Below are 22,685 nucleotides of genomic sequence, written 5' to 3' on the forward strand. Positions count from 1 at the left end.
TTGGCGGCGCGCGCGGGCGCACCGATGTGCCGAAGATCGTCGACTGGTACATGCAGGGCAAGATCGAGATCGACCCGATGATCACCCACACCCTGACCCTCGACGAGATCAACAAGGGCTTCGAGCTGATGCACGAGGGCAAATCCATCCGCGCCGTCGTCGTCTACTGACATCAACGTGCGCGTGTGTGAAGGAGCCGCGCGGAAAATGCCGGACGACGTGAAGATCAGGGCGGCAGGACGCGCGGATGAAGACGCGCTCTGGTCGATGCTGGAGCCGGTCTTCCGGTCCGGCGACACCTATGCGATTGACCCCGGCATCTCCCGCGCGGCGGCGCTGGATTACTGGTGCGCCGCGCCGCACCGCGCCTTCATCGCCGAGGCCGGGGGGGAGCCGCTGGGCACCTATTTCCTGACGCCCAACCAGCAGGGCGGCGGCGCGCATGTCTGCAATTGCGGCTTCGTCACCGCCCCGGCAGCGCGCGGCCGGGGGCTGGCGCGCGCGATGCTGGAGCACGCGCTTCAGGCGGCGCGCGCCGCGGGGTTCCGCGCCATGCAGTTCAATTTCGTGGTCGAGACCAACACCCGCGCCATCGCCATCTGGTCGAGTTACGGCTTCGACGTGGCGGGACGGCTGCCCGGCGCCTTCCGGCATCCCGAAAAGGGTTTCGTCGACGCGCTGGTGATGTACAAGCACCTCTGAAGAGGAAAACCCGATGACCGCCGACCGCACCACCGCCCTGCTGGCCGTCCTGATCGACGCCGACAACGTGCCCGCGAAATACGCCACCGCCATCATGAAGGAAGTGACCAGTTACGGCGAGCCGGGCCTGCGGCGCGTTTATGGCGACTGGTCGAACCCGCAGCTATCCGGCTGGACCCCGGTCTCACGCGAGCTGGGCTTCGTCCAGCACCAGCAGACCGCGAACACCAAGGGCAAGAACGCCTCCGATATCGGGCTGGTGATCGACGCGATGGACATCCTGCATGACGGGCGGTTCGACGGCTTCGTGCTGGTCTCCTCGGACAGCGATTTCACCCGGCTGGCCAGCCGCATCCGCGAACAGGGCCGCATCGTGATCGGCATCGGCGAGGCCAAGACGCCGGACGCGCTGCGCAATGTCTGCAACCGTTTCGTTGAGATCGAGAACATCTATGACGAGCCGCCGTCGCAGGCCCGCGGCAAGGCCGCTCCCAAGCCCGGCAAGCAGCCGCCGGAGGCCGCGCGCAAGCTCTTCCTCGACGCGATGGAGAAGCTTGACCAGGACGACGAATGGTATCCGCTGGGCCGGCTGGGACAGCAGATACAGGCCGACAAGCCGGATTTCGATACCCGCAGCTACGGCAAGCGCAAGCTGAGCGACCTCGTCGCGGCGATCAAGCTCTTCGAGACCAAGCACGGGCCGGGAAACCAGATCCTGGTGCGGCGGGTGGACTGAGCGTCATACTCTCGCCAAGGTTTTCGGCAAGCTGGCAGGCGTAACGCGTTGCGTATCCTGTTCCCGGTTCGGACGTCCTGCCATGAAAGACCTGTCACCTGCCGACTTCGCCACCGCCGTCACCCCCGCAGCGCCACGTTGGGCACTGCTCGTGGATGGCGAAAACGTCGCCCCCGTTCATGCCGACCGGATCATGCGCCATGTCGCGGAACTGGGCAAAGCCACTGTGCGCCGGGTCTATTGCGATCCCTCCATCCAGCGTGACTGGGACGACGACCCACGCCTGAGCACGGTCTATCCGGGCAGCGCGCGCACCAAGAACGCGGCCGATATCCGGCTGGTGATCGACGCGATGGACCTGGCTTACTCCCGCGCGGTGGAGGGGTTCGTGATCGTCTCGAAGGATGGCGATTTCGCCCCGCTGGCCACGCGGCTCTGCGATATGGGTTTCTCGGTTCTGGGCATCGGCCCCGCGCCAAGTTCGACGGCGTTGCGGCATGCCTGCAGCGCTTTTCTCACCCTCACCGAAGACAGCCCGCCTCCGCGGCCCGCCCCGTCGCCTGCTGCGCCACCGGCCCCGCAGCTCACGAAGCTCGAGTCGGTGTTGGTCGATCTGATCGAAGAGCGAGGCGATAAAGGCTGCCTGCCGATCGTTTCGGTCAACGGGCTCGTCCGCGGCAAGATGCCGGCCTTCAAGATCGGTGACACGCCGGAGAAGACATGGCGGGCCTATCTGGTCGCGCGGCCAAATCTTTTCGAATGCCAGCAGCGCGGACCGGATGCCTGCGTCCGCCTGGCAAGGCGGTGACGGGGATCACGCCCGCCCCGGTCCGGTGCCGTAGCGCGCCATGAACATCTCCACCGCGCCGTTCACCACGCGGTCGATCTCGGACTGGCTGACATCGGTCGTCACGCCACAGAGGCTGCGCACGAAGAGATCGCTCTTGCAAAGCTCGCCGAACTGGTGCGCGGCCAGGTCCAGATCGTCGATGCGCAACTCGCCGCGGGCGATGGCCGGGCTCAGCACATGGCTCAGCCGCTCGCAGAGCAGCGCCGGGCCGGACTCGTAGAACCGGCGGCCCAATTCGGGGAAGCGGTGCGATTCCGAGACGCAAATGCGGAAGACCTGCTGGCCGAACTCCGACAGGAAGAAGCGCACGATCCGGTCGCCCGCCTCGCGCAGGATTACCTCGATCGGGGCGCTCATGTCGATCTTGCCCAGCGCCTCGTCGGCCTGGCGGTTGCATTCCAGCCGGGCGACCTCGGTGAAGAGCAGCCGCTTGTCGGGAAAATAGCTGTAGAGCGTAGCCTTGGAGACGCCCGCGGCGCGCGCGATCTCGTCGACGCTGGCGCCTTCGAAGCCGTCGCGCATGAAGATCATGCGCGCGCCTTCGAGGACCTGATCGAACTTCCGGCCTTTCTTGATGCCTTCGGCCATTGCCGGCATGCCTGCCCTCCCTGAGACCGGACAAGTCTAGGGTCAGGCCCCGTTATCCGCAACCCGCCAGCGCGGGCAAGGTCCTGCACGGGTCCGTGTGCGCCGGCGGGCCGGGTTATCCCCGTCCCGCCGCGCCGCAGTTTTCAGTTTCCGGCCCCGGTCGCGCCCTGGGTGGGAACCTCCGGCGCGCTGTCGGGGAAGGTCAGCGTGGGAAGGATCGTGCCCAGGGGCTGCGCAGTGAGCGGGCCGGCAAGGGAAATGGCGAGGGTCAGGGCAAGGCTGGCGGCGACGAGAAGCGGTTTCATGGCTTGGCTCCATCTGAACTGTTCGGTTTACATTTTCGTATCTAAACTCTTCGGTTCAGTTTGCAAGAGATAAATGAACCGTTCCGTTCAGTTTCTCGCGGCCATCCAACGCTTTTGGCTTGAACCACCCTGCCGGGCTGATAGTTTTGAATCGTTCTAAAGAGAGGAGCAAAGTCATGATTCCCGGAGTGTCCTCCCGCCGCCGCTTCGCCGATCTGGGCGAGCAGGAAGTGCTGGCGCTGGCGATCTCATCGGAAGAGGACGACGCCCGCATTTACCGCACCTACGCGGAATATCTGCGCACGGATTACCCGGCTTCGGCCACCGTCTTCGACGGCATGGCGGCCGAGGAAGACTGTCACAGGCAGCGCCTGATCGAGCTGCACAAGAAGCGTTTCGGTGATGTCATCCCGCTGATCCGGCGGGAACATGTCGCGGGCTTCTATTCGCGCCGCCCGGTCTGGCTGGTGCAGAATCTGGGGCTCGAACGCATCCGCGACGAAGCCGCGGTGATGGAGCGCGACGCCGAGGCTTTCTATCGCAAGGCCGCGCAGCACACCCGCGACGCCGATACACGCAAGCTGTTGGGCGATCTGGCCGCGGCGGAGGCCGGGCACCGGGAAACCGCCACCGATCTGGAGAAGGAGCACCTGCCGAAGGAAGAGCGCGGCGAGGAGGACCGGGTCGCGCGGCGGCAATTCGTGCTGACCTGGGTGCAGCCGGGGCTCGCGGGGCTGATGGACGGTTCGGTCTCCACCCTGGCGCCGATCTTCGCCACCGCCTTCGCGACGCAGGATACCTCGACGACGTTCCTTGTCGGGCTTGCGGCCTCGGTCGGCGCGGGCATCTCGATGGGCTTCACAGAGGCCGCGCATGACGACGGCGTGCTGTCGGGACGCGGCTCGCCGCTCAAACGCGGACTGGCCTCGGGTGTTATGACGACGCTGGGCGGGCTGGGCCACGCCCTGCCCTACCTGATCCCCGATTTCTGGACCGCGACCACCATCGCGATCCTCGTGGTCTTCGTGGAGCTGTGGGCCATCGCATGGATCCAGAACCGCTTCATGGACACGCCCTTCCTGCGCGCCACGTTCCAGGTGGTGCTGGGCGGTGCGCTGGTCTTCGCGGCGGGCGTGCTGATCGGCGGGGGATAGAAGCCGCCGGGCCGCCGTGATATTCGCCCGTCCATGTTGGAGATATTCCTCAAGACGCTGCCATTCTTCGGCATCATTGGACTGGGCTTCGCCGCCGGGCGCACACGCTTCTTCACCGAGGAGGCGACCGCCTATCTGACCAGGTTCGTCTTCTACTTCGCGCTCTCGGCGATGCTCTTCCGCTTCGCCGCCAATCTCGATCTGCTGCGGATCGTCGATGGCCGGTTCATCGCGGCCTATCTCTGCGCGACGGGGCTGGTCTACCTGCTGGTGACGGCGGTGGCGTATCTGCGCCGCCGCCCCGCAGCCGAAGCCGCGGTGGAGGCGCAATGCGCCACGATCGGCAATGTCGGCTTCCTGGGCGTCCCGATGCTGGTCCAGCTACTGGGAGAGCGCGCGATCGGCAGCGTGATCATGGTGCTGGCGCTCGATCTGATCGTCTTCGGCAGCCTGATCGTGATCATCATCACCGGCGCGCGCGACGGGCGCATGTCGCCGCGCGTGCTGCGCAGCGTCGGGCTGGGGCTGGTGCGCAACCCGATGATCGTGTCGATGACGCTGGGGCTGGTCTGGTCGGCCTGGGCCCTGCCGATCCTCGCCCCGGTGGGCGAGTTCCTGTCGATCCTGGGCGCCGCCGCCACACCCGGCGCGCTCTTTGCCATCGGGGCGTCGCTGGCGTCCAAATCGGCCGAACGGGTAGAGGTCGCGGCCTGGCTTTCCTTCGCCAAGCTGGTGCTGCATCCCGCCGCCGTGGCGCTGGCCGCTCTGGTGATCTTTCCGGTGGAGCCCTTCGCCGCCGGGGTGATGATCGCCGCCGCGGCACTGCCCACGGCGGGCAACGTGTTCATCCTGGCACAGCATTACCGGGTCGCGCCGATGCGGGCTTCGGCCACGATCCTCTTCTCGACCGTCGCCGGGGTCGTGACTGTGTCGCTTGTGGTCGGCTGGGTGTCGGTCGTCATGCAGCACTAAAGGCGGTCTTGTCTCTCCACTATGCGATGGGATAGGCCGGGGCGGACCAATCTGGGAGGACGCGCGATGAAGACGATTTCGGAGAACCGCTCTTTCGGGGGCGTCCAGGGGGTCTATAGCCATGCCTCCGACGCCTGCGGCTGCGACATGACCTTCGGGCTCTACCTGCCTCCCGCCGCCGCCGCCGGGCCGGTGCCGCTGCTGTGGTATCTCTCTGGCCTGACCTGCACCCACGAGAACGCGATGACCAAGGCCGGCGCGCAGGCCTGGGCGGCGGAGCACGGGCTGGCGCTGGTCTTTCCCGACACCTCGCCACGCGGCGGCGACGTGGCCGATGACGAAGCCTATGACCTGGGCCAGGGCGCGGGGTTCTACGTCAACGCGACCGAAACCCCCTGGGCGCCGCATTTCAGCATGTGGGACTATATCGCCGAGGAACTGCCGCGCGTGCTCTTCAACGATTTCCCGCTGGAGGAGGAGTTGCAGGCGATCACCGGCCATTCCATGGGCGGACATGGCGCGCTGACGCTGGCAATGACGCTCAAGGGCCGGTTCAAGTCCGCCTCGGCCTTCTCGCCGATCGCGCATCCGACGCAATCGGACTGGGGCCGCAAGCAGCTTGGTGCCTATCTCGGCGCGGACGAGGCGAAATGGACGGCCCATGACGCGACCCTGCTGATGGCCGAGCACGGCTTCGACGGGCCGCTCCTGATCGACCAGGGGACCGAGGACCAGTTCCTCGACCTGCTCAAGCCCGAGGCCCTGTCGGCGGCGATCGCGCAGCGGCGCCAGCCCGCGTCCTTCCGGATGCAGAAGGGCTATGACCACAGCTATTTCTTTATCTCCAGCTTCATGGAGGATCACGTCGCCTTCCATGCCGAAGCGCTATACGAGGACTGACGCGCGCGATGGCCCATTACGACCTGATCGTGATCGGCAGCGGACCGGCTGGCCGGGCCGCCGCCATCCAGGCCGCCAAGCTGAAGCGCCGCGTCGTGGTGATCGAGCGGCGGCCGCGCCCCGGCGGGGTTTCTGTCCATACCGGCACGATCCCCTCCAAGACCCTGCGCGAGACGGTGCTGAACCTTTCGGGCTGGCGCGAGCGCAGCTTCTACGGCCGCGCCTACCGCGTGAAGGAAGGTATCAACGCGGAGGATCTGAAGGCCCGGCTGCACATGACGCTCGACCACGAGGTCGATACGCTGGAGCACCAGTTCGCCCGCAACCGGGTGGAGACGATGATCGGCGAGGCCCGCTTCACCGGACCGCATGAAATGGAGATCCTGGGCGAGTTCAACGAGACCACCCGCCTGACCGCCGACCGCTTCCTGATCGCCACCGGCACGCGGCCCTTCCGGCCCGACTACGTGCCCTTCAACGGCCGCACGATCCTCGACAGCGACGAGATCCTGGCGTTGGCGGATGTGCCGCGCAGCCTGACCGTGGTCGGCGCGGGCGTGATCGGAGTGGAATACGCCACCATCTTCGCCGCCCTCGACACGCGGGTGACGCTGATCGAGCCGCGCGAGACCTTCCTCGACTTCATCGACCGCACGCTGATCGCCGAGTTCACGCAGGAGATCCGCGAGATGGGCCTCGACCTGCGGCTGGGCTCGGCAATCGCCGCGGTGGAGGACGCCGGCGATCATGTCGAGATCGTGCTGGAGAACGGCCGCCATGTGCGCTCGGAGATGCTGCTCTTCGCCGCCGGGCGGTTGGGCGCCACGCAGGCTCTGAACCTGGCTGCGGTGGGTCTGAACACGGATCATCGCGGGCGGCTGAGCGTCAACCGGGACAGCTACCAGACCGAGGTGCCGCATATCTATGCCGCGGGTGATGTGATCGGGCACCCGTCGCTGGCCTCCACCTCGCTGCAACAGGGCCGGGTCGCGGCCTGCCACGCGCTCGACACGCCGACGCTCAAGGAATCGCCCTGGTTTCCCTATGGCATTTACTCGGTGCCCGAGATGTCCACCTGCGGCATGTCCGAGGAGGAGGTGCAGGCCCGCGGCATAGCCTACGAGGTGGGCGTGGCGCGGTTCTCGGAAACCTCGCGCGGGCAGATCATGGGTCTGCGCCACGGGATGCTGAAAATGCTCGTCTCGCTCAAGACCCGGCGCCTTCTGGGCGTGCAGATCGTCGGCGAAGGGGCGACCGAACTGATCCATATCGCGCAGGCGGTGCTGAACCTGAAGGGCACGGTGGATTATTTCGTGCAGAACACCTTCAATTATCCCACCCTGGCCGAAGCCTATCGCATCGCCGGTCTGGACGCCTTCAACCGGATGCCGATCCCCGAGGAATTCAAGGTCCGCAAACCCGCAGCGAAGACGCCATGACGGCGATCTATGTCGATGCCGACGCCTGTCCGGTCAAGGCCGAGGCCGGGCGCGTCGCCGAACGCCACGGCGTGAAGCTCTACCTCGTCGCCAATGGCGGGCTGCGGCCCTCGTCCTACCCGATGGCCGAAGTCGTCTTCGTTGCCGACGGCCCCGACGAGGCCGACAAGTGGATCGCCGAGCGTGCCGGACCCGGCGACGTGGTGGTGACCGCCGACATCCCTCTGGCCGCGAAATGCGTGGCCGCAGGGGCACGGGTGCTGCGCCATGACGGCGAGCCCTTCAATGCGGCCAATATCGGCAACTTGCTGGCCACGCGCGACCTGATGGCCGACCTGCGCGCCGCCGATCCGTTCCGGCAGGGCGGCGGCCGCGCCTTTTCCAGGGCCGACCGGTCGCGCTTCCTCGACGCGCTCGAACGCCAGCTTCGCGCCGCCCGCGCGGACTGAACGGCCCGGCTTCCCTTTTGCCGCCGCCGCGCGCTAGAACGGGGCGAACGGAAACGGAGACCATAACATGGCCGGCGCGGACGCCGTGATCTTCGACATCGGCAATGTCCTGATCGAATGGAACCCCGAACGCTTCTACGACCGCATCATGCCGGTCGCGGCGCGCGAGCGGATGTTCGCGACGGCCGATCTGCGCGGCATGAACGACACCGTGGACAAGGGCGGGCCATTCCGCGACACGATCTACGCGACGGCGGCGCGCCACCCGGAATTCGAGGCCGAGATCCGCATGTGGCACGACCGCTGGATCGAGCTTGCGACCCCGGCGATCGACCATTCCCTGCACCTGCTGCGCGCGTTGCGCACCCGCGGCGTTCCGGTCTTCGCGCTGTCCAATTTCGGGATCGGCAGTTTCGCCTGCGCGGCCACCGAGTACCCGTTCCTGAACGAGTTCGACCGGCGCTACATCTCCGGCCATATGGGCGTGACCAAGCCCGATCCGCGGATTTTCCGGATGGTGGAGGAGGGTTGCGGCATCGCCCCGGCGCGGCTGCTCTTTGCCGATGACCGGGCCGACTGCGTCGCCGCCGCAAGCGCATGCGGCTGGCAGACCCATCTATTCGAGCATCCGCAGGGCTGGGCCGACAGGCTGGTCGCAGCGGGCTTGCTCAGCCAGGAGGAGGCGAAAGCACCATGACCATTCAGATCATCGGATTCGAGGCGGAAGCGAAACTCGACTGGATCGCGCTGACCGAGGCGCTGGCCGCCGGCCACGACCTGCCGCGGGCCGAGATCACCGACGGGTTCCTCTATCGCGGTGAGGATACGCTGCTCAACCGTGCCGCCTGGATCGACGGGATGGGGCTGGCGGTGAAGTCGGCGACCATTTTCCCCGGCAACGCCGCGCAGGACAAACCCACGATCAACGGCGCCGTGACGCTCTTCTCCGACGACGCGGGGGAGTTGGAGGCGGTGGTGGACTTCCATCTTGTGACCAAGTGGAAGACGGCCGGGGATTCGCTGCTGGCCGCGCGCCGGCTGGCCCGGCCCGACAGCCGGCGCATCCTGATCGTCGGCGCGGGCACGGTGGCGCACTCGCTGGTGGAGGCTTACTCGGCGGCCTTCCCCGACGCCGCCTTCACGGTCTGGAACCGCACGCCCGCCGGGGCCGAGGCCATCGCGGCGGATTTTGCCGGTACGGTGGAGATCGCCGCCGAGCCCGACCTTCAGGCCGCAATGGGGGTGGCCGACATCATCACCTCGGCCACGATGGCGCGGGAGCCCTTCATCCGCGGTGACTGGCTGAAACCCGGCCAGCATCTCGACCTGATCGGCGCCTTCCGCCCCGACATGCGCGAGGCCGACGACACCGCGCTGACCCGCGCGCGTATCTTCGTTGACAGCCGCGACACCACGCTGGCCCATATCGGCGAGCTGAAGATCCCGCTGGAGGCCGGCACCATCGCCGACGACGACGTGGTGGCCGATTACACCGAGCTTGGCAGCGGCCGCTTCGCGCGCGTGAGCGACGACGAGATCACGCTCTTCAAGAACGGCGGCGGGGCGCATCTGGACCTTATGACCGGGCGCTACATCCTCGACGCGGTGCGCGCCGGCTGACGCGGCCTCAGGCCGCGGCGCCGCGCGGCGCCCAGGGTGCCTCGCGCACCGGCAGATGCACGATGGCCGAGAACGCACCCACGCCCACGCCGATCCACCAGACCAGCGTGTAGTCACCGGTCAGGTCGTACATCCGCCCGCCCAACCAGACGCCCAGGAACGAGCCGAGCTGGTGGCTGAAGAAGACGATGCCGTAAAGCGTGCCCATGTAGCGCAGCCCGTATATATGCGCCACCAGCCCCGAGGTCAGCGGCACGGTCGCCAGCCAAAGCGCGCCCATCGCCACCGAGAAGACGATCACCGAGGCAGGCGTGATCGGCAGCGCGATGAAGAGCGCCGCTGCGAGTGTCCGCCCGACATAGATCGAGGCCAGCAGGTATTTCTTGGAGAACCGGTTGCCCAGCCAGCCCGCCAGCAGCGTGCCGCCGATATTGGCCAGCCCGATGAGCGAGATCGCCACCGCCCCCAGCGCCGAGGTGCTGGTCACGCCCAGGCTTGCCAGCGTGCCGGACGGGTCGATGGCGCCGCACATCTCGGTCACCATGGCGGGGAAATGCGCGGTGATGAAGCCAAGCTGGTAGCCGCAGGAGAAGAAGCCCAGGAAGATCAGGGTGAAGCTGGGATCGCGCATCGCGCGGCCCAGCACCTCGCCCATACCGGCCTCCAGTTCCGCGCGGGTGGCGGGGGCGGGGGCGCGCATCATCGGCAGCACCGCGAGTACCGCGATGATCGCGGCGGCGAAGACCAGGAAGACCGACTGCCAGGGCAGGAAGCCCAGCAGCCACTCGGCCAGCGGCGCGCCGAAGACCTGCCCGGCAGAGCCCGCGGCGGTGGCGATGGCCAGCGAGATCGAGCGGTTGGCATCGCTCGCCGCGCGGCCCACCACGGCCAGGATCACGCCGAAGCCCGTGCCGGCGATGCCGAATCCCACGAGGATCTCCAGCACCTGATGCTGCTCGGGCGTGACGGCGAAGCTCGACAGCACCAGGCCCGCGGCATATGTCAGCGCGCCCAGCACGATGGCCAGCCGGTCGCCGAACCGTTCGGCCAGCGCGCCGAAGATCGGCTGGCCGATGCCCCAGGCCAGGTTCTGGATCGCGATGGCGAGGCTGAACGCGGCGCGGAGCCAGCCGAACTCCTCGGCGATGGGGATCTGGAAGACGCCGAAACTCGCCCGAATCGCGAATCCGACCATGATCACAAGGCACCCCGCCACGAGAACGGGTGTGAAGACCGGTGCGCGTGCGGTCATCTCAGTTCCCCCATCTGGATGGCCGGGAGGTTTCGCGATCCGGCCGGCGGGGTCAAATCATTTGTTGTCGCGCGCCCCACCAGCCGCCGTTATGGTCGGGCCGGGCGACAGGCGAGGTTCCGATGGCAGGACGGCTGACCGAGATCTACGAGGCGCGGGTGGCGGCCGAGGATATCCGCTACGATCCCGAACAGGTCGAAGTGCTGCACCGGCTGGAGGCGACCCGCACCGCGCTGGAAGCCGCGCCGGCCAAGCCTGGCGGCCTGCTGAAAGGGCTCTTCCGCGGCAGGCCCGCCGCGCCGGATGTGGGCGGCATGTATATCTGGGGCGGCGTCGGGCGCGGCAAGTCGATGCTGATGGACATGTTCCACGACGCGGTGGAGATCGAGGCCAAGCGCCGGGTCCATTTCCACGCCTTCATGCAGGAGGTGCATTCGCGCCTGCACGAGGTCCGCAAGACCGGCGTCAACGACGCCATCGCCCCGGTCGCGGCGGAAATCACCGACGCCACGCGGCTTCTGTGCTTCGACGAGATGCAGATCACCGACATCACCGATGCGATGCTGGTGGGCCGGCTCTTCGAGCGGCTCTTCGCGGGCGGCGTCGTGGTGGTCACGACATCCAACCGGCCGCCGTCGGATCTCTACAAGGACGGGCTGAACCGGCAGCTCTTCCTGCCCTTCATCGAGCTTCTCTCGACACAACTCGAAATTCACCATCTGCACAGCGCGACGGACTACCGGCAGGACCGCCTGGCCGGAAGCGAGGTCTATTTCACCCCCGCCGACCAGAACGCACGCGCGGCGATCGAGGCGATCTGGCAGGAATTCGCGGGCGGGCCGGGCGAGGTGCTGCACCTGCCGGTCAAGGGACGCGACGTCCAGCTTCCGCAGTTCCGCAACGGCGTCGGGCGCGCCGGTTTCTGGGACCTCTGCGCGCAGCCGCTGGGGGCGGCGGATTACCTGGCCATCGCCAATGCGGTTCGCGTCCTGATCCTGGAGAACATTCCGGAATTGTCGCGACGCAACTTTAACGAGGCCAGGCGTTTCGTCACCCTGATCGACGCGCTCTACGAGGCGCGGGTGCGGCTGGTGGCCTCGGCCGCGTCGCCGCCCGAGTGGCTCTATGTCGAGGGCGAGGGCAGCTTCGAGTTCGAGCGCACGGCCTCGCGCCTGCGCGAGATGCAGAGCGCCGACTGGTGGGCGTGAGCGCGCCGCGCTTCAGCGCACCCAGTCGCGCCGCGGGCCGGTATCGACATGGACGAAGCCGCGGCGGCGGTAGCGGCCCACGCCGCCCGCACCGACCGACCGGGCGACCTCGGCAAGTTGCGCGGTGCCCATGCCCTCAACCTTGATGTCGAGCGCCTGCGCGCTCATATGGCGGCTGGTCGGCGCGCCGCCCACCCGGCGGTTGGTGGCCGCAGTGCGGTAGGCCGAGGTGATGATCAGCGGCGGATGGCCCAGCGCATATTGCATCCGGGTGGCCAAAAGCAGCAGCGCCGGGTCGATCTGGGTGATCTCCCCAGCCGCGATGTCGCGCAGGAGATGGTTGATCGCGGCCCCGGCATCGGGATCGATATGCGGCTTTCCGAAAAGCGGCTCGCGGATGTAAGGTGAATCGAAAGTCTCGCCCGTGCGTTCCCGGATCATCGTCAGCCGGCGTTCCGGTGCCGCCAGCGCCGGCGTGGCGAGCGCCGTGGCAGCCACGGTCAGCCCACCCAGCATCACGCTGCGTCGCTTGAGCATCAATGTCCCCACATTGCCTTATTCGCTTCCGCCGGCAGTCCTATTGCGGCGCGGCCGGGATGTAAAAGGTCCCGTCCGCCACAGGCGGAAACCCGCTGACGGGCGGAGCGCGGGTCAGAGCCTCTCTTTCTCCCGGCACAGCGCGTCGCGCAGGCGGGCAAGGTCGTAGTGGTAACTTTCGGCATCGCCGTATTCGCTGAATCGCGGATAGCGGCCATGCACGCCCGAGACGCGCTGCGCGTGCTTGATCGGGCACCAGTACTGCTCGGTCCGCGCGGCGATTTCACGGGTATAGGCGATCAGCCCGTTGGCATAGCCGCAATAGGCGCAGTTCAGCTTTTCCAGCCCGTTGAGATAGGCCAGGTGGTGGCGGTCCAGCACGATGTAGTTGCGGCGTGGGACACGGGCGATGCCGTAGACCGGAAAACAGGTGCCCTGATAGAGCGTGACGAAGAGATCGAGCAGCACGAGCGGCACGATCACCGCATAGATGGCGGGCGCCGTGATCACCACCATCGGACGCGCGCGCCGGATATAGGGCCACAGATGCGCGCGCAGGGCGGCATGCTGCCGGCGCACGCTCTCTTCGAAGATCACGCGGTGGCGTTCCACCCGGTAACGAAATCGAGCCCGCCGCGCCGCGAATTCCTCCTCAAGCTCGTCCTCGAGGCTGCGGATGCGCGCCAGCACGTCGGAGATCGCGGATGACATCGGATTGGCCCTCCTGCCGGTGTCTGTCGGCGGGCAGTCTAGACGAACCGTGCGCCGCGTGAAGGCCCCGCGCAGATTTCGCTTGCGCGACTCGGGATCACCGTGGTGAAAATAAGATAGAAAATTTCACGAACCGGAAAGCCGCCGCATGTTCCAGCCTTCCGCCCCGCCTGCCAGCCTCGGCGCCGACCTGCGCGCGCTGCGCCGGTCGCGCGGGATCACGCTGCAAACGCTCGCGGCGCGGCTGGGCCGGTCTGTCGGCTGGATCAGCCAGGTGGAACGCGACCTGTCGCACCCCTCCATCGACGATCTGCGCGCCTTTGCCGGGGCCTTCGACGTGCCGCTGTCGATCTTCTTCGGCCAATGCGCGACGCGGGCAGGCGAGGACGGGCGAGTGGTGCGCGCGGGCGCGCGTCGGCGCATCGGCGCGGAGGGCGCGGCGCTGGTCGAGGAGCTTCTGTCACCCGACCTGACCGACGAGTTCGAGATGGTGCATTCCACTTTCCAGCCAGGCGCGTCCCTGCCCGCGCCGCAGCAGCGCCCGACGACGGAGGTGGGCTACATCGTCTCGGGGCGGCTCGACATGACCATCGGCGGGCAGGACTTCACGCTCGACCCCGGCGACAGTTTCCGCATCAAGGGCGAGCCTTTCCGCTGGGCCAACCCCTATGACCGGCCGGCGGTGGCGATCTGGGTGATCGCCCCGCCGGTCTATTGAGCACCGGGCGCAGGCCGCCAGCCGCGCCCGAGAGAGGAGGAACCGATGCAGAAAGGATCATGCCTGTGCGGCGCTGTGGCCTTCTCGCTGGAGGCGGAGCCGGATGCGCCGCTTGTCTGCCACTGCAAGCAATGCCGGCAATGGACGGGCCATGTCTTCTCGGCCACGGGGGTGCCGCTGGAGGCGCTGCGTTTCAGCCGCGACGAGACGCTGACATGGTACCGCGCCAGCCCCGTCGCCACCCGCGGCTTCTGCCGCGTCTGCGGTTCCAGCCTGTTCTGGAAGGCCGATACGGGCGGCCGCGTGAACGTGGCGATGGGATCGCTGGAGGCACCCACCGGGCTGAGGCTCGCGCGCCATGTCTGGGTCGATTTCAAGGGCGACTATTACGAGATCGCGGACGGGCTGCCGCAAGAGACTGGCGAAGGCAAGCCATGCTGACCGGCGGCTGTCTCTGCGGTGCGGTCCGCTTCGCGATCGAGGGCCCGGCGCCACCGCCGCTGGCCTGCCATTGCAGCCAGTGCCGCAAGCAGTCGGGCCATGTCTGGGCCGCCACCGACTGCCCACGCGAGGCGCTGACGGTGGACGGCGCGGAGGCGTTGAACTGGTACCGGTCCTCGGAAAGTGCCGAACGCGGCTTCTGCCGCGTCTGCGGGTCGTTCCTGTTCTGGCGTGGCGACGGCGCGACGCGGGTCGACGTGGCGATGGGCGCGCTCGATGCGCCGACGGGCCTGACGCTCGCCGGTCATATCTGGACTGCCGACAAGGGCGATTACTACGACATCGCGGACGGGATTCCGCAACAGAAGAAGGAGGAAGGCCAATGCTGACGGGCCAATGTCTCTGCGGCGGGGTCGCGTTCACCGTCGATGCCGCGGTGGAAGGCGCCTCGGCCTGCCATTGCGGGCAGTGCCGCAAGCAGTCGGGCCATTTCTGGGCCTCGGCGCAGGCGCCGGAAGAGGCCATCGCGATCAACGGCACGCTGCGCTGGTACGCGGCCACGCCGCAGGCCAAGCGCGGCTTCTGTCCGACCTGCGGTTCCTTCCTGTTCTGGAAAGCGCATGACGAGGACACGATGAGCTTCGCGCTGGGGGCGCTCGACGCGCCCACCGGGCTGCGGCTGGAGAAGCATATCTTCACCGCCGACAAGGGCGACTATTACGAGATCGGCAACGACGGCGTGCCGCGGGAATGAGGGACCGGGAATGAACAGTTTTCCGACGGCCGCACGGGTGGTCATCATCGGCGGGGGCGCGGTCGGCGCGTCCTGCCTCTATCACCTGGCGCAGGCGGGTTGGACCGATTGCGTCCTGCTGGAGAAGAACGAACTGACCGCGGGCAGCACCTGGCACGCGGCGGGCAATGTGCCGACCTTCTCGACAAGCTGGTCCATCATGAACATGCAGCGCTATTCGACCGAGCTTTACGCGCGGCTCGGGGCCGAAGTCGACTACCCGATGAACTACCACCAGACCGGCTCGCTCCGCCTGGCGCATTCGAAGGAACGGATGCAGGAGTTTCAGCGCGCCCGCGGCATGGGGCTCTACCAGGGTATGGCGCTGGAGGTTCTCGGCGCGGACGACATCCGGGACCGCTACCCGTTCATCGAGACGCATGACCTGGCCGGCGCGCTCTACGATCCGGCGGATGGCGATATCGACTCGGCGCAGCTTACGCAGGCGCTGGCCAAGGGGGCGCGGGACCGGGGGGCGCGGATCGAACGCTTCTGCCCTGCCACCGGTGTCAGCCGCGAGAAGGGCGAGTGGATCGTGCATACGCCCAAGGGCGATATCCGCTGCGAGATCGTCGTGAACGCGGCCGGCTACTACGCGCAGCGCGTGGGCGAGTGGTTCAAGCCCCATGGCGGGCGCACCGTGCCGATGATAGTGATGAGCCACCAGTACATGCTGACCGAGGAAATCCCGGAACTGGAAGCCTGGTCGCGCGAGGTCGGCCACAAACTGCCTCTTCTGCGCGACGTGGACAGCTCCTACTACCTGCGGCAGGAAAAGCACGGGCTGAACCTCGGCCCTTACGAGCGCAACTGCCGCGCGCATTGGGCCGACCCGTCCGACCCGATGCCCGAGGATTTCAGCTTCCAGCTTTACCCCGACGATCTGGAACGCCTGGAATGGTACATCGAGGACGCGATGGCACGGGTGCCGCTGCTGGGCGCGGCAGGGGTCAACAAGGTCATCAACGGGCCGATCCCCTATGCCCCCGACGGCAATCCGCTGATCGGCCCCATGCCCGGCGTGCCCAACGCCTTCGAGGCCTGCGTCTTCACCTTCGGCATCGCGCAGGGCGGCGGCGCCGGCAAGGTGTTGGCCGAATGGGTGACGGAAGGCGCGACCGAATGGGACATGTGGGCCTGCGATCCGCGGCGCTTCACCGATTATACCGACCACGACTATTGCGTGGCCAAGGGGAAGGAGATCTACGGCCACGAATACGCGATGCATTTCCCCTGGCACCGCTGGCCCGCTGGCGCGGACCGCAAGCTTTCGCCGGTGCATGACAAGGTGAAAAGCCTTGGCGGCGTGATGGGCGCCTATAACGGTTGGGAACGGGCGAACTGGTTCGCGCGCCCCGACGACGACACCGGCGAGGAAGCGACGCAGACCTGGGACCGTGCCGGCCCCTGGGAGCAACGGATCAGGGAAGAATGCGAGGCGGTGCGCGATCATTGCGGCGTGCTGGACCTGCCCGGCTTCTCGCGCTTCCGGGTGCAGGGCGAGGGCGCCGACGAGTGGCTGCGGGGGCTGGTGACCGGATCGCTGCCAGGGATCGGGCGTGTCGGACTGGTTTATTTCGCAGACCCACGGGGCCGGATCGTCACCGAGATGTCCGTCACGCGCGTGGCAAAGGATCGCTTCGTGCTTGTCACCGCTGCTTCCGCGCAATGGCACGACCGGGAATGGCTGGAGCGCCACTTGCCCGCAGACCGCGACTTTTCGCTGGAGGACGCGACCGATGCCATGTCGACGCTGATCGTCACCGGACCGGCGGCGCGCGACGTGCTCGGCTCGATCAGCGACGCCGACCTGACGCTGCCTTGGCTTAGCTTTCAGGAAAGCGAGATTGCAGGCGGTTGGGTCGTTCTGTTGCGTGTCTCCTTTGCCGGTGAGCTGGGATGGGAAATCCACGCCCAGAACGCCGACATGCCGGCGATCTATGACGCGGTGATTGAGGCCGGTGCGAAGCCCTTCGGCATGTGGGCGCTGAACAGCTTGCGCATCGAGAAGGGTTATCGCGCGTGGAAGGGAGACCTTTCCACCGACTACACGATGCTGGAAGCCGGGCTGGAGCGTTTCGTGAAATTTGACAAGCCGCAGGATTTTCCGGGCAAGGCGGCGCTTCTGGCGGAAAGGCAGCGGGGGGTGGCAAAGCGTTTCGTCTCGCTCATCGTGGAGGCAGGCGCGGCCGACGCGCCCTATATGTCGACGATCTGGCATGACGGCGCGGTTGTGGGCGAGACGACCTCGGGCGCCTGGGGCTACCGCGTCGGCGCCTCGGTCGCGATGGGCATGCTGCGCGCCGATCTGGCGCAGCCCGGCACCGAGGTGGCGGTGGAGATCTACGGCACCCGCCACCGCGCCGTGGTGCAGCCCGGCGCCGCGATCTGGGATCCGGAGAACGAGAGGCTCAGGGCATGACACTGCCAGCCACCATGTCCGGCGTCTACCTGACCCGCCACGGCGGGCCGGAGGCGCTGGAATGGCGCGACGACATCCCGGTGCCGCGGCCGGGCACCGACCAGGTGCTGGTCAGGGTGCTGGCCGCGGGCGTGAACAATACCGACATCAACACGCGTGTGGGCTGGTACGCGACCGAGGTGACGGGCGCCACGGAGGAAACCGGGCACGAGGTCGCCGCCGGCGGCTGGGGCGGGGCGCTCGATTTCCCACGCATCCAGGGCGGTGATCTCTGCGGCCGGGTGGTGGCGCTGGGCGCAGGCGTGACCGCGCTGCGCGAGGGTGCCCGCGTGACATGCCCGACCAACCAGCCGCGCCCCAGCCGGGAAAACCCGGTGGGCTTCGTGGCGCTCGGCTCGGAATATGACGGGGCCTTCGCCGAATATTGCCTGTTGGAGGCGCGCGACCTCTTCGACGTGACCGATGCGCCGCTCAGCGACGTGGAAATCGCGGCCATGCCCTGCGCCTTCGGGACCGCGGCGGGACTTCTGCATCGGGCCGGCGTCACCGCGGGACAGGAGGTGCTGATCACCGGCGCGTCGGGCGGGGTCGGACTGGCGGCCGTGCAACTGGGCGCGAAGACCGGCGCGCGCGTCACCGGCATCGCGTCGCCCGCCAAGGCGGATGCGGTGCGCGCGGCGGGCGCGGCCGAGGTGATCGCGCGGGGCGCCGCCCTGCCCGAAAACCGCTACCACGCGGCAATCGACCTGGTCGGCGGCCCAGGCTGGCCCGCGCTGATCGACGCGCTGCGACCGGGGGGGCACTACGCCGTCGCGGGCGCCATCGCCGGGCCGATCGTAACCGCCGACCTCAGGCGCATCTACCTGCGCGACATCACCATTCACGGCTGCACGTACCAGCCGCCGGAGGTCTTCGCTGCGTTGGTGGATATGATCAACGCCGGGACGGTCAGGCCGTTGATTTCCAAAACCTATCCACTGCGCGGCATTCACAGGGCGCAGGAAGATTTCCAGTCCAAGAAACATGCGGGAAAGCTGGTTCTCCTCCCGCAGGGAGAAGAAACATGAGCGGCATAACCCTTCTCGACGGCGGCATGGGGCAGGAACTGCTGGCGCGCAGCGGCGACGCGCCGACACCGCTCTGGGCGACGCAGGTCGTGATCGACCGTCCCGGCCTGGTGGCCGATATCCACCGCGCCTATTTCGAAGCCGGGGCGCAGGTGGCGACCACGAACACCTACGCGCTGCATCGCGACCGGCTGGTGCGGGCGGGCATCGAGGACCGGTTCGAGGCGCTGATCGCCGCCGCGCTGGACGAGGCCGAAGCAGCGCGCGACGCCGCACCGGCGGGCACGCGGATCGCGGGCAGCATCGGGCCGCTCGTCGCCTCCTACCGTCCCGAGACCCACCCGCCGCATGCAAAGGCCGTGGAACGCTACGCCGAACTGGCCGGGCTGCTGGCGCCGCGGGTCGATTTCCTGCTCTGCGAGACGGTGGCCTCTCTCGATCATGCCCGCGCGGTGCTGGAGGGCGCGGCGCGGACGGGCCTGCCGGTCTGGCTCTCGGTGACGGTCGATGACGAGGACGGATCGCGCCTGCGCTCTGGCGAGGCGGTCGCCGACGCCGTTCCGGTGGCGCGCGACGGCGCGGCGGCGTTGCTGGCCAACTGCTCCGCGCCCGAGGCGATGCCCGCCGCGCTCGACGCGCTGGCGCGCGGCGGCCTGCCGTTCGGCGCCTATGCCAACGGTTTCACGCAGATCACCAAGGAATTCCTGCGCGACGCGCCGACGACGGACGCGCTGCACAAGCGCCGCGACATGGGACCCGACGCCTATGCCGGGCATGTCATGGACTGGATCGAGCGGGGCGCCACGATCGTCGGCGGCTGCTGCGAGGTCGGCCCCGCCCATATCCGCGAAATCGCACGGAGGATCGCCGCATGAAACTGTCTGCATCCGCGCAAGAGCTGATCGCGCGCTTTCCCCTGGGCTTCGTCGCCACCGTCACGCCCGGCGGCAGTCCCAGCGTCTCGCCCAAGGGCACCTTCCTGGTGCTCGACGACGAAACCGTGGCCTTCGGGGAAATCCGGTCGCCCCAGACGGTAACGAACCTGACCCACCGCCCCGAGCTGGAGGTCAATTTCGTCGACCCTTTCACGCGCAAGGGCGTGCGGCTGCGGACCGGCGCGGTTTTCGTGCGGCGCGGGACCGAGGAGTTCGCCACCCTGCTGCCGCGCTGGGAAACCGTCTGGGGCGATCTGGCCCAACGCATCAACATCATCGTCAAACTGCCGGTGGAGAGCGTCTCGCTGCTGACCACGCCGCTCTATGACGACGGCGCCACCGAGGACGAGATGATCGCGCTCTTCAAGCGCAAATATGCGGAGATCTACCCATGAGCCTTCCCGACAAGGCCCGCGCCGTCATCATCGGCGGCGGCGTGGTCGGCTGTTCCGTCGCCTACCACCTGACGAAGCTGGGCTGGCGGGATGTCGTCCTCCTGGAGCGCAAGCAGCTCACCTCGGGCACCACGTGGCACGCCGCGGGGCTGATCGCGCAGCTTCGTGCCACCGCCAACATGACGAGGCTCGCCAAATACTCGCAGGAGCTTTACGGCGCGCTGGAGGAGGAGACCGGCGTTGCGACGGGTTTTCGCCGCGTGGGCTCGATCACCGCGGCGCTGACCGCAGATCGGCGCGAGGAGATTTTCCGCCAGGCCGCCATGGCGCGCGCCTTCGGCGTCGAGGTCGAGGAGATCACCCCGGACGAGGTCAAGGCCCGCTATCCGCATCTCAACACCGGTGACGTGGTGGCCGGCGTCTACCTGCCGAAAGACGGCCAGGGCGATCCGGGCAATATCGCCCTGGCGCTGGCCAAGGGCGCGCGCCAGCGCGGCGCCCTGATCCGCGAGCGCGTCAAGGTCACCGGGATGACCCGGCAGGGCCGGCGCGTGACCGGCGTCGACTGGACCGCCGAGGATGGCAGCCGGGGCCGGATCGCGGCCGAACATGTGGTGAACTGTGCCGGTATGTGGGGCCGCGAGGTCGGGCGGATGGCGGGCGTCAACGTGCCGCTCCATGCCTGCGAGCATTTCTACATCGTCTCCGAGCCCATCGCGGGGCTGGGCCGGCTGCCGGTGCTGCGGGTGCCCGACGAATGCGCCTATTACAAGGAGGATGCGGGCAAGATCATGCTGGGCGCCTTCGAGCCCGATGCCAAGCCCTGGGGCATGGACGGCATCCCCGAGGGTTTCGAGTTCGACCAGCTTCCGGAGGATTTCGACCATTTCGAGCCGATCCTGGAGGCCGCCGTGAACCGCATGCCGATGCTGGGCGAGGCCGGTATCCAGACCTTCTTCAACGGGCCGGAGAGCTTCACGCCGGACGATGCCTATCACCTGGGCCGCGCGCCCGAGATGGACAATGTCTGGGTCGCGGCGGGGTTCAACTCCATCGGCATCCAATCCGCCGGCGGGGCGGGCATGGCGCTGGCGCAATGGATGGAGGATGGCGCGAAGCCTTTCGATCTGGGCGATGTGGACATCGCGCGGATGCAGCCCTTCCAGGGCAACCGGCGCTATCTCTTCGAACGCTCGAAGGAGACGCTGGGCCTGCTCTATGCCGACCATTTCCCCTTCCTCCAGAAGGCCACCGCGCGCGGCGTCCGGCGCACGCCCTTCCACGCGCAGCTTCTCGACCGCGGCGCGGTGATGGGCGAGACGGCGGGATGGGAGCGCGCCAACTGGTTCGCGGAACCCGGCCAGGCGCCGCACTACGAATATGGCTGGGGCCGGCGGAACTGGTTCGGGAACGCTGCCGCCGAGCATCGCGCGATCCGCGGGGACGTGGGCGTGTACGACATGTCCTCCTTCGGCAAGCTGCGCGTCGAAGGGCGGGATGCCGAAGCCTTCCTGAACCATGTCTGCGGCAACGACATGGCCGTGCCCGCGGGCCGGATCGTCTATACCCAGTTCCTGAACCCGCGTGGCGGAATCGAGGCCGACGTGACCGTGACGCGGCTCTCCGAGACCGCCTATCTGGTGGTGACGCCCGCGGCCACCCGGCTGGCCGACGAGACCTGGCTGCGCCGCCACCTGGGGGATTTCGGCGCCGTCATCACCGACGTGACGGCGGCCGAAGGTGTGCTGGCGGTGATGGGGCCGCGCGCGCGTGACGTGATGCGGGCGATATCGCCCGATGATTTCTCCAACGATGCCAATCCCTTCGGCACCGCGCAGGAGATCGAGATCGGCATGGGCCTGGCGCGGGCGCACAGGGTCTCTTATGTGGGTGAGCTCGGCTGGGAGATCTATGTGGGCGCCGACATGGCGGACCATGTCTTCGAGGTGCTGCTGGAGGCCGGGCAGGCGCATGGGCTGAAACTCTGCGGGCTGCACGCGATGGACAGTTGCCGTATCGAGAAGGGTTTCCGGCATTTCGGTCACGACATCACTTGCGAGGACCATGTGCTGGAGGCGGGGCTGGGTTTCGCGGTCAAGACCGCCAAATCCGGCTTCATCGGCCGCGACGCGGTGCTGCGTAAAAAGGACGAGGGTCTGGTGCGCCGCCTGGTGCAGTTCCGCCTGACCGACCCGGAGCCGCTGCTCTACCACAACGAGCCGGTGATCCGCGACGGCGCGATCGTGGGCTATCTGAGTTCCGGCAGTTACGGCCATCACCTGGGCGGGGCAATCGGCCTGGGTTACGTGCCCTGCGCGGGCGAGAGCGCCGACGATGTGCTGGCCTCGGCCTACGAGATCGACGTGGCCGGCACGCGGGTGAGAGCGGAGGCGTCGCTGCGGCCGCTTTACGATCCGGGCGGCGCGCGCCCGCGCGGCTGAGCCGCGCGGGCGAAGTTTTCCGCCTCCGGCGGGGATATTTGAAGCAAGAA

25 protein-coding genes and 1 pseudogene are annotated in these 22,685 nt (G+C 67.7%); 21 read left to right on the forward strand and 5 right to left on the reverse strand.

Going from position 1 to position 22,685, the window contains the following annotated elements:
- From DDZ14_RS17515 to DDZ14_RS17530, 4 genes and pseudogenes are all read left to right on the forward strand, one after another.
- Positions 1–170 (forward strand): annotated as a pseudogene (locus DDZ14_RS17515) (S-(hydroxymethyl)glutathione dehydrogenase); the annotation flags it as partial.
- Between the two features lie 37 nt (positions 171–207).
- Positions 208–702: a GNAT family N-acetyltransferase gene (locus DDZ14_RS17520; RefSeq protein WP_109426276.1), complete on the forward strand. Its 495-nt coding sequence runs from the start codon at positions 208–210 to the stop codon at positions 700–702.
- A 13-nt stretch (positions 703–715) separates the two neighbouring features.
- Complete coding sequence (locus DDZ14_RS17525; protein WP_109426277.1) at positions 716–1,438, forward strand: NYN domain-containing protein; 723 nt, start codon at positions 716–718, stop codon at positions 1,436–1,438.
- 82 nt (positions 1,439–1,520) lie between these two features.
- Positions 1,521–2,246: an NYN domain-containing protein gene (locus DDZ14_RS17530; RefSeq protein ID WP_109426278.1), complete on the forward strand. Its 726-nt coding sequence runs from the start codon at positions 1,521–1,523 to the stop codon at positions 2,244–2,246.
- 6 nt (positions 2,247–2,252) lie between these two features.
- On the opposite strand, the gene DDZ14_RS17535 is transcribed toward DDZ14_RS17530, so the two are convergent.
- Positions 2,253–2,885 carry a TetR/AcrR family transcriptional regulator gene (locus DDZ14_RS17535; RefSeq protein WP_369915298.1) on the reverse strand — a complete coding sequence of 211 codons (633 nt, stop codon included), beginning with the start codon at positions 2,883–2,885 and terminating at the stop codon, positions 2,253–2,255.
- 134 nt (positions 2,886–3,019) lie between these two features.
- Positions 3,020–3,181 carry a hypothetical protein gene (locus DDZ14_RS19780; protein ID WP_158275557.1) on the reverse strand — a complete coding sequence of 54 codons (162 nt, stop codon included), beginning with the start codon at positions 3,179–3,181 and terminating at the stop codon, positions 3,020–3,022.
- Positions 3,182–3,357: 176 nt separating this feature from the next.
- Here DDZ14_RS19780 and mbfA point away from each other — a divergent pair, with 176 nt between their 5' ends.
- The 7 genes from mbfA (at position 3,358) to DDZ14_RS17570 (ending at position 9,715) form a co-directional block, all read left to right on the forward strand.
- The gene (gene mbfA, locus DDZ14_RS17540) at positions 3,358–4,335 is read left to right on the forward strand and encodes an iron exporter MbfA (RefSeq protein WP_109426280.1); all 978 of its coding nucleotides are present in this window, start codon (positions 3,358–3,360) and stop codon (positions 4,333–4,335) included.
- Positions 4,336–4,368: 33 nt separating this feature from the next.
- On the forward strand, positions 4,369–5,307 hold the full coding sequence (locus DDZ14_RS17545; protein ID WP_109426281.1) for an AEC family transporter: 939 nt from the start codon (positions 4,369–4,371) through the stop codon (positions 5,305–5,307).
- A gap of 66 nt (positions 5,308–5,373) precedes the next feature.
- Positions 5,374–6,207 (forward strand): S-formylglutathione hydrolase, encoded by an 834-nt coding sequence (fghA, locus tag DDZ14_RS17550; RefSeq protein ID WP_109426282.1) that lies wholly within the window; start codon positions 5,374–5,376, stop codon positions 6,205–6,207.
- Positions 6,208–6,215: 8 nt separating this feature from the next.
- Positions 6,216–7,646 (forward strand): Si-specific NAD(P)(+) transhydrogenase, encoded by a 1,431-nt coding sequence (gene sthA, locus DDZ14_RS17555; RefSeq protein WP_109426283.1) that lies wholly within the window; start codon positions 6,216–6,218, stop codon positions 7,644–7,646.
- On the forward strand, positions 7,643–8,095 hold the full coding sequence (locus DDZ14_RS17560; RefSeq protein WP_109426284.1) for a YaiI/YqxD family protein: 453 nt from the start codon (positions 7,643–7,645) through the stop codon (positions 8,093–8,095). Before sthA ends, DDZ14_RS17560 begins: the two co-directional genes overlap by 4 nt.
- A gap of 67 nt (positions 8,096–8,162) precedes the next feature.
- Positions 8,163–8,792: an HAD family hydrolase gene (locus tag DDZ14_RS17565; RefSeq protein WP_109426285.1), complete on the forward strand. Its 630-nt coding sequence runs from the start codon at positions 8,163–8,165 to the stop codon at positions 8,790–8,792.
- Positions 8,789–9,715 carry an ornithine cyclodeaminase family protein gene (locus DDZ14_RS17570; protein WP_109426286.1) on the forward strand — a complete coding sequence of 309 codons (927 nt, stop codon included), beginning with the start codon at positions 8,789–8,791 and terminating at the stop codon, positions 9,713–9,715. Before DDZ14_RS17565 ends, DDZ14_RS17570 begins: the two co-directional genes overlap by 4 nt.
- Positions 9,716–9,722: 7 nt before the next feature.
- Here the strand turns inward: DDZ14_RS17570 and DDZ14_RS17575 are convergent, their stop codons facing one another.
- The gene (locus DDZ14_RS17575; protein ID WP_109426287.1) at positions 9,723–10,967 is read right to left on the reverse strand and encodes an MFS transporter; all 1,245 of its coding nucleotides are present in this window, start codon (positions 10,965–10,967) and stop codon (positions 9,723–9,725) included.
- A gap of 122 nt (positions 10,968–11,089) precedes the next feature.
- Between DDZ14_RS17575 and zapE the strand changes: the two genes are divergently transcribed.
- Positions 11,090–12,175: a cell division protein ZapE gene (gene zapE, locus DDZ14_RS17580; RefSeq protein WP_109426288.1), complete on the forward strand. Its 1,086-nt coding sequence runs from the start codon at positions 11,090–11,092 to the stop codon at positions 12,173–12,175.
- A gap of 12 nt (positions 12,176–12,187) precedes the next feature.
- Here zapE and DDZ14_RS17585 read toward each other — a convergent pair whose 3' ends face one another.
- Positions 12,188–12,712 carry a D-Ala-D-Ala carboxypeptidase family metallohydrolase gene (locus DDZ14_RS17585; RefSeq protein ID WP_109426289.1) on the reverse strand — a complete coding sequence of 175 codons (525 nt, stop codon included), beginning with the start codon at positions 12,710–12,712 and terminating at the stop codon, positions 12,188–12,190.
- Positions 12,713–12,826: 114 nt separating this feature from the next.
- Positions 12,827–13,423: a hypothetical protein gene (locus DDZ14_RS17590; RefSeq protein ID WP_109426290.1), complete on the reverse strand. Its 597-nt coding sequence runs from the start codon at positions 13,421–13,423 to the stop codon at positions 12,827–12,829.
- A 148-nt stretch (positions 13,424–13,571) separates the two neighbouring features.
- Between DDZ14_RS17590 and DDZ14_RS17595 the strand changes: the two genes are divergently transcribed.
- Genes DDZ14_RS17595 through DDZ14_RS17635 form a run of 9 tightly spaced genes read left to right on the forward strand, consistent with a single transcriptional unit; the run spans position 13,572 to position 22,635 of the window.
- Positions 13,572–14,141: a helix-turn-helix domain-containing protein gene (locus tag DDZ14_RS17595; protein WP_109426291.1), complete on the forward strand. Its 570-nt coding sequence runs from the start codon at positions 13,572–13,574 to the stop codon at positions 14,139–14,141.
- 45 nt (positions 14,142–14,186) lie between these two features.
- Positions 14,187–14,582: a GFA family protein gene (locus DDZ14_RS17600; RefSeq protein ID WP_109426292.1), complete on the forward strand. Its 396-nt coding sequence runs from the start codon at positions 14,187–14,189 to the stop codon at positions 14,580–14,582.
- Complete coding sequence (locus DDZ14_RS17605) at positions 14,576–14,971, forward strand: GFA family protein (protein ID WP_109426293.1); 396 nt, start codon at positions 14,576–14,578, stop codon at positions 14,969–14,971. The genes DDZ14_RS17600 and DDZ14_RS17605 overlap by 7 nt, the downstream gene beginning before the upstream one ends.
- A complete protein-coding gene (locus DDZ14_RS17610) occupies positions 14,965–15,336 on the forward strand; it encodes a GFA family protein (protein ID WP_109426294.1) in 372 nt (123 codons plus the stop codon). The genes DDZ14_RS17605 and DDZ14_RS17610 overlap by 7 nt, the downstream gene beginning before the upstream one ends.
- Before the next feature lie 10 nt (positions 15,337–15,346).
- Positions 15,347–17,797 carry an FAD-dependent oxidoreductase gene (locus DDZ14_RS17615; RefSeq protein ID WP_109426295.1) on the forward strand — a complete coding sequence of 817 codons (2,451 nt, stop codon included), beginning with the start codon at positions 15,347–15,349 and terminating at the stop codon, positions 17,795–17,797.
- Positions 17,794–18,864: a zinc-binding dehydrogenase gene (locus DDZ14_RS17620; RefSeq protein ID WP_109426296.1), complete on the forward strand. Its 1,071-nt coding sequence runs from the start codon at positions 17,794–17,796 to the stop codon at positions 18,862–18,864. The genes DDZ14_RS17615 and DDZ14_RS17620 overlap by 4 nt, the downstream gene beginning before the upstream one ends.
- Entirely contained in the window at positions 18,861–19,739 is an 879-nt protein-coding gene (locus tag DDZ14_RS17625; protein ID WP_109426297.1) for a homocysteine S-methyltransferase family protein, read from the forward strand. The genes DDZ14_RS17620 and DDZ14_RS17625 overlap by 4 nt, the downstream gene beginning before the upstream one ends.
- Positions 19,736–20,194 carry a pyridoxamine 5'-phosphate oxidase family protein gene (locus DDZ14_RS17630; protein ID WP_109426298.1) on the forward strand — a complete coding sequence of 153 codons (459 nt, stop codon included), beginning with the start codon at positions 19,736–19,738 and terminating at the stop codon, positions 20,192–20,194. The genes DDZ14_RS17625 and DDZ14_RS17630 overlap by 4 nt, the downstream gene beginning before the upstream one ends.
- Positions 20,191–22,635: an FAD-dependent oxidoreductase gene (locus tag DDZ14_RS17635; RefSeq protein WP_109426299.1), complete on the forward strand. Its 2,445-nt coding sequence runs from the start codon at positions 20,191–20,193 to the stop codon at positions 22,633–22,635. Before DDZ14_RS17630 ends, DDZ14_RS17635 begins: the two co-directional genes overlap by 4 nt.
- Positions 22,636–22,685 lie beyond the last annotated feature (50 nt).

Source organism: Maritimibacter sp. 55A14 (assembly GCF_003122205.1).
In the GTDB taxonomy this organism is placed as follows: Bacteria; Pseudomonadota; Alphaproteobacteria; order Rhodobacterales; family Rhodobacteraceae; genus QEYE01.